This window comes from Catenibacterium sp. (genome assembly GCF_052354645.1).
Classification (GTDB): domain Bacteria; phylum Bacillota_I; class Bacilli_A; order Erysipelotrichales; family Coprobacillaceae; genus Catenibacterium; species Catenibacterium mitsuoka_A.
Window position 1 is genome coordinate 1 of the sequence record NZ_DAWDDM010000122.1, and the last position, 5802, is coordinate 5802.

The 5802-nt window shown below is 32.5% G+C and carries 6 protein-coding genes; all 6 read left to right on the forward strand.

The genetic code is table 11. The features are described from left to right. The first annotated feature begins 102 nt into the window (after positions 1-102). Positions 103-576: an exodeoxyribonuclease VII large subunit gene (locus ACT8VG_RS06535; RefSeq protein ID WP_444195445.1), complete on the forward strand. Its 474-nt coding sequence runs from the start codon at positions 103-105 to the stop codon at positions 574-576. Between the two features lie 8 nt (positions 577-584). Further along, a complete protein-coding gene (xseB, locus tag ACT8VG_RS06540) occupies positions 585-806 on the forward strand; it encodes an exodeoxyribonuclease VII small subunit (RefSeq protein ID WP_022424363.1) in 222 nt (73 codons plus the stop codon). Next, complete coding sequence (locus tag ACT8VG_RS06545) at positions 799-1647, forward strand: polyprenyl synthetase family protein (protein ID WP_217106365.1); 849 nt, start codon at positions 799-801, stop codon at positions 1645-1647. Before xseB ends, ACT8VG_RS06545 begins: the two co-directional genes overlap by 8 nt. After that, positions 1648-3519 (forward strand): 1-deoxy-D-xylulose-5-phosphate synthase, encoded by a 1872-nt coding sequence (dxs, locus tag ACT8VG_RS06550; RefSeq protein WP_187011757.1) that lies wholly within the window; start codon positions 1648-1650, stop codon positions 3517-3519. Beyond that, the gene (locus ACT8VG_RS06555; RefSeq protein WP_117458033.1) at positions 3500-4309 is read left to right on the forward strand and encodes a TlyA family RNA methyltransferase; all 810 of its coding nucleotides are present in this window, start codon (positions 3500-3502) and stop codon (positions 4307-4309) included. The genes dxs and ACT8VG_RS06555 overlap by 20 nt, the downstream gene beginning before the upstream one ends. 6 nt (positions 4310-4315) lie before the next feature. Then, a partial coding sequence (locus ACT8VG_RS06560) for a DNA repair protein RecN (protein WP_444195446.1) occupies positions 4316-5802 on the forward strand: 1487 nt, incomplete at its 3' end.

Below are 5802 nucleotides of genomic sequence, written 5' to 3' on the forward strand. Positions count from 1 at the left end.
TTTACTTGAACGTAGGCCTAATGAAGCGGAATTAGTTGAATTACCTTCTAAAAAGGAACTTTAAATTCAACTCTAAAAAAGATTATGCAATTATCGAATGTCATGAGAAAGACTATTTATCTAGAAAAACAAAAACTAGAAAAGTATACACATTCCTATGTTTTTACCGATCCTTCTAGAATATTCGAAACGAAATTCATGAAATTGGATAATGTTCATCTTAAGCTGAATAATTATAAAATTAGAATTAAACAAAAATCACATTATGAAATGCATAAAAAAGTAATTCAACTCAATACGTTGATTAAACAGAAACAATTGATTGAGACAAAGAATATCAGTAATAAACAGGAATTACTTAAAAATTGTTTTGAGAATTATTTGAAAAATAAAAAGACTTCTTTCTCTTATTGTATTGAAAAACTTGATTTATTAAGTCCTTTAAAAACATTACAAAGAGGTTATATCATTTCTAAAAAGAATGATGCAATCATTAAGAGTGTGAAAGATCTTCATACAGATGATACAATTACACTTGTTTATGCAGATGGTGAAAAAGAAGTCATAGTGAAGTAGGTGATGATATGGCAGAAAAGACATATGAAGAAGCAATGGCACGTTTAGATGAAATCATTGATTTATTAGAAAACAATGAAGCGTCCTTAGATGAGAGTTTAGATCTTTATAAAGAAGGCGTGTCACTCGCTGCATTTTGTGATACAAAATTAAAAGATGTAGATCAAGAAGTAACTAAAATTTTTGAGGAAAATCAGTTAAAAGATTATCTAGGTGATGATGATGAATAATATGATTGAAGAAGTGAATGAACGATTAAAAGAAATCTTATCTCAATATCGTCCAGGTTTAGTAAAAGAAGCAATGACTTATTCTGTGATGGCTGGCGGTAAGAGATTAAGACCTCTTCTCTTTATTCAGACATTAAGAGCATATAATGTGGATTATCATAAATATATAGATATTGCATGTGCTATCGAAATGATACATACATATTCTTTGATTCATGATGACCTTCCAGGAATGGATAATGATGATTTGAGACGTGGTAAACCAACATGTCATAAACAATTTGATGAAGCCACTGCCATTTTAGCAGGCGATGCTTTATTGAATGAATCTATGAATGTGATTTTAAGAATGGATTTAAATGATGCACTTAAACTCAAGGTATTAGGTTCTTTATATCAGGCATCTGGACTAGGTGGAATGATTTATGGTCAGCAGCAGGATATGTACTTTGAATCGCATAAGGCATCTCTTGAAGAATTACAGGCTATTCATCATGATAAGACAGGCGCACTTATTTCTGTACCAATGAAGATTGCTGGACTTATTGCGAAAGAAGAAGACGCAAACGCTTTAGAAGATATTGGATTCAAGCTTGGGCTTGCATTCCAGATTCAGGATGATATTCTAGATGTCACAAGTACAACTGAAACATTGGGCAAAAGAGTAGGTAGTGATATTACAAATCATAAGTCTACATATGTTTCATTACTTGGTTTAGAAGAATCACAAAAGTGTGTAGAAGATTTATTTGAAGAATGCTTAGCTAATGTGTATGGTTTACAACTTAACCATGGATTGATGATTGAGTTATTCCAAATTATTATGAAAAGAGTGAATTAAATGGAAATTAAGAAGATTGAGAATCCTCGATTCTTGAAACAATTGAATATTACAGAATTAAATCAATTATCACAGGACATAAGGGATTTTTTAATCGAAAACATTTCTCAGACTGGCGGTCATTTCTCTAGTAATCTAGGTATTGTGGAATTGACTGTTGCTCTTCATTATGTATTTGATTCACCTGATGATAAATTTCTTTTTGACGTCGGACATCAGTCTTATGCTCATAAGATTTTGACTGGTAGAGCATCTCAGTTTCCTATGTTAAAGAAATATGGTGGATTATGTGGCTTCCAGAATCGTCAGGAAAGCATTTATGATCCTTGGGAAGCAGGTCATTCTTCTACAACTATATCAGGGGCAACAGGTCTGGCTCTTGCCCGAGATCTTAAAAAAGAAAAATTTGAAGTAGTAAGCGTGATTGGTGATGCCGCTTTAATGAGTGGAGAATCTTTAGAAGCACTCAATTTCCTTGGTGGTATAGATACAAAGGTTATTGTGATACTAAATGATAATAATATGTCTATTTCACGTAATGTAGGTGGATTATCTAATTTTTTATCTGATGTTAGAATGTCATATCAATATAACCAAGCTAAAAATAATTATACTGAAATCCTTTCACAATCTCCTATGGGACAGAAAATATTTGATGTTACTAAGAAGGTTAAGGATAAGGTAAAAAAGAAAATTTTACTTGATACACCATTTTCACAATTTGATTTGGATTATATTGGTCCAATTGATGGACATAATATAGCTGAATTGATTCGTGCTCTAGAGACAGTAAAGAGTTTAGACCATAGTGTTGTACTCCATGTCCTTACTAAAAAAGGAAAGGGATATAAACCAGCAGAAAAGGATCATTCAGGTGTTTATCATAGTGTTGCACCTTTTGATATATCTAAAGGTGTGCAAAAAGTTGTTGATGATGAAAAACATTCATGGAGTCAATCAGTAAGTGATCATATTGAGTATTTGATGAGTAAGAATGATGATATATGTGTGATAACTCCTGCAATGATTACAGGAAGCTGTTTACAGAATATCTTTAAAAAGTATCCTGAGCGATCATTTGATGTGGGTATTGCAGAAGAACATGCGATGACTCTTGCAGCAGGTCTTTCCCAAGGAGGAGAATTTCCGTTCCTAAGTGTTTATTCTTCTTTCTTTCAGCGTGCTTATGATCAATTGAATCATGATATTGCGAGAATGCATCTTCCATGTCTTATTGGAATTGATCGTGCCGGGCTTGTAGGTGGTGATGGTGCAACACATCATGGTGTATTTGATATTGGTTTGATTGCACCTATTCCAGGAGTAGTTATCATGGCGCCTAAAGATGAAGTAGAAGCGCAGAAACTTATCAATACAGCATATTACAACAAAGATTATCCGTATGTGATGCGTTATTCTAAAAATAAAGTCCTTAATACCCATCAACATACTGATGATACTATAAAACTAGGTCAGTGGGAATTAATCAAAGAAGCAAATGATGCAATGATTAATGTAGTGACCTATGGCGATAATGTGAATGCTGTAGTAGAAATGGCAGAAGCAGATCATCTACCTATTAATATTATTAATGCACGATTCATTAAGCCGGTAGATACAGAAATGTTGGAAAGAATAAGTGATAAACCAATTATTGTTTATGAAACAGATCTTATCAATGGGTCTTTAGGCAGTATCATGAGTTTATATTATGAAAAGAATCATATAGATGTTGATATGAGTTTTATAGGTATTGAAGATCACTATGTCACTTTTGGAGATAATGAATCCTTATATAAACAGGAACATATTTCGTTGAATGATTTGAAAAATAAAATTGAGGAAATAAAACATGAAAAAAGAAAGAATTGATATTTTATGTGTCCAGCAGGGGTTGTTTGAGTCTAGAAATCAGGCTCAAAGAGCCATTATGGCGGGCATTGTAAGAGATGAAAATGATTATATTGATAAACCAGGAACAAAGATTCCAGTTGATACAAAACTTTTTGTCAAGGGCGAAAAATTAAAATATGTATCACGTGGTGGTTTGAAACTTGAAAAAGCGATTGAACTATACAATTTAGATCTTACAGATGTCATTATGATTGATATTGGTTCATCTACTGGAGGCTTTACTGATTGTGCGCTTCAGCATGGGGCAAAGAAGGTTTATGCTGTAGATGTAGGAACCAATCAGCTTGTATGGAAACTTCGTAATGATGAACGTGTAGAAGTCATGGAACAATATAATTTCCGTTATGCTAAGCTTGATGATTTTAAGTACGGCATGCCTACATTTGCTTCTATTGATGTTTCTTTTATTTCTTTAAGACATATGTTCAATGCATTAAAGAATGTGATTGCGCCTGATGGTGTAATCGTATCTTTAATCAAGCCTCAATTTGAAGCAGGTAAAGATGATGTTGGAAAACATGGTATTGTAAAGGATCCAAAGGTCCATAAAAGAGTTATTGAAGAAGTTATTGGATATGCAAATGATAATGGCTTCTCTTTAAAAGGTTTAACATTCTCACCTATTACTGGTGGGGAAGGTAATATTGAATTCTTAGGTTATTTTGTAAATGATCATCAAGAGAATTCAGCTTATTGTATTGATGATGTTGTAAGTGAAGCACATAAACATTTTAATGAAAGTAGGTGATTTTAAATGTTGAAAAGTCTATTTATCTCTTCTTTTGTCATTATCGATCAAACAACCGTTGACTTTGATGAAGGCATGACAGCCTTAACAGGTGAAACAGGCGCAGGTAAATCTATTATTATTAATGCGCTCGAACAATTATGTGGTGCAAGAGCATCTTCTTCACTTGTAAGAAAAGGCTCTAAGAAAGCAGTCATTGAAGGTGTTTTTGATATGAATGATTCAATTCAGAAGATTCTAGACGAATTGAATATAGACGGTGATGATGATCTTATTATCACAAAAGAGATATTAGACAATGGACGTTCAACAATTAAAATCAATTATCGCACTGTCACAAATAGTGCTTTAAAACAAGTGGCTCCCTACTTATTAGATATTCATTCACAATATCAAACACAAGAAATCTTTAATGTAAAAAATCATTTAAAGATATTGCAGTCATTTATGAATCACCAGGATGATTCATTACTATCTGAATATCATAAATACTACTTTGAATATAAGAAAATTTCACAGAAGCTCAAGAAACTTGAACAAGAGGATCTGAGTGATGAAAGAATAGAATATTATCAGAAACAGTATGATGAACTAAAGGATTTTGAATATACAGATGAAATAATTGATCAGCTTGAAGAAGAACTCAGAATGATGAAAAACTATGAATCCATGCATAAATATATGACTGAGTTTGATGAAGCTATGTCTGACAAGCAAGGTGCATTAAATCAAATAAATGATGCATTAGGTGCACTTGGTCATATGAGTAATACAGAATCTTTTAATGAATTATATGATGAATTCTATAATCAATATTATAGTATGCAGGATCTTGTAGATCGCATAGAAACAGCGTTTGATTCTATTGATTTTGATGAATATCGTTTCAATGAACTTCAGGAAGAACTTTTTACTATTCATCGCCTGCAAAGAAAGTATGGATACTCAGTAGATGATATCTATCAGGCACAGACAGAATTAAAAGAAAAGCTAGATGCTGCGTTGAATCGTGAAGATGTACTTGCTGATTTAAATAAACAAAAAGATCAAGCTTATCATGAAGCATATCAGATTGCGTCAAAACTAACATCGTTAAGAGAAGAACAGGGACTCATTTTTGTTGATACACTAGAAAAAGAATTAAAAGATCTTTATCTACCTGATGCAAAACTAAAGGTAGATATAAAGGAATGCAGTCTTAGTGATACTGGAAAAGACGACATTACGTTTATGGTTTCTATGAATAAAGGACAGGCTTTTACTCCTTTAAATGAAACAGCAAGTGGTGGTGAAATATCACGTTTGATGTTAGCCATTAAAACAATTACTATGAATCAAAACCATATGAATACAGTTGTTTTTGACGAAATTGATACAGGTGTGAGTGGTAAAGTTGCTGATGCAATTGGATTAAAGATGCATTCTATTTCATTAAACAATCAAGTATTATGTATTACACATTTGCCTCAAGTGGCCATTCATGCTGATCATCA

Excerpts from the sequence above, each read along its gene's own strand:
- ACT8VG_RS06535 (WP_444195445.1), top strand. The coding sequence starts at position 103 with ATGAGAAAGACTATTTATCTAGAAAAACAAAAACTAGAAAAGTATACA.
- xseB (WP_022424363.1), top strand. The coding sequence starts at position 585 with ATGGCAGAAAAGACATATGAAGAAGCAATGGCACGTTTAGATGAAATC.
- ACT8VG_RS06545 (WP_217106365.1), top strand. The coding sequence starts at position 799 with ATGAATAATATGATTGAAGAAGTGAATGAACGATTAAAAGAAATCTTA.
- ACT8VG_RS06555 (WP_117458033.1), top strand. The coding sequence starts at position 3,500 with ATGAAAAAAGAAAGAATTGATATTTTATGTGTCCAGCAGGGGTTGTTT.
- dxs (WP_187011757.1), top strand. The coding sequence starts at position 1,648 with ATGGAAATTAAGAAGATTGAGAATCCTCGATTCTTGAAACAATTGAAT.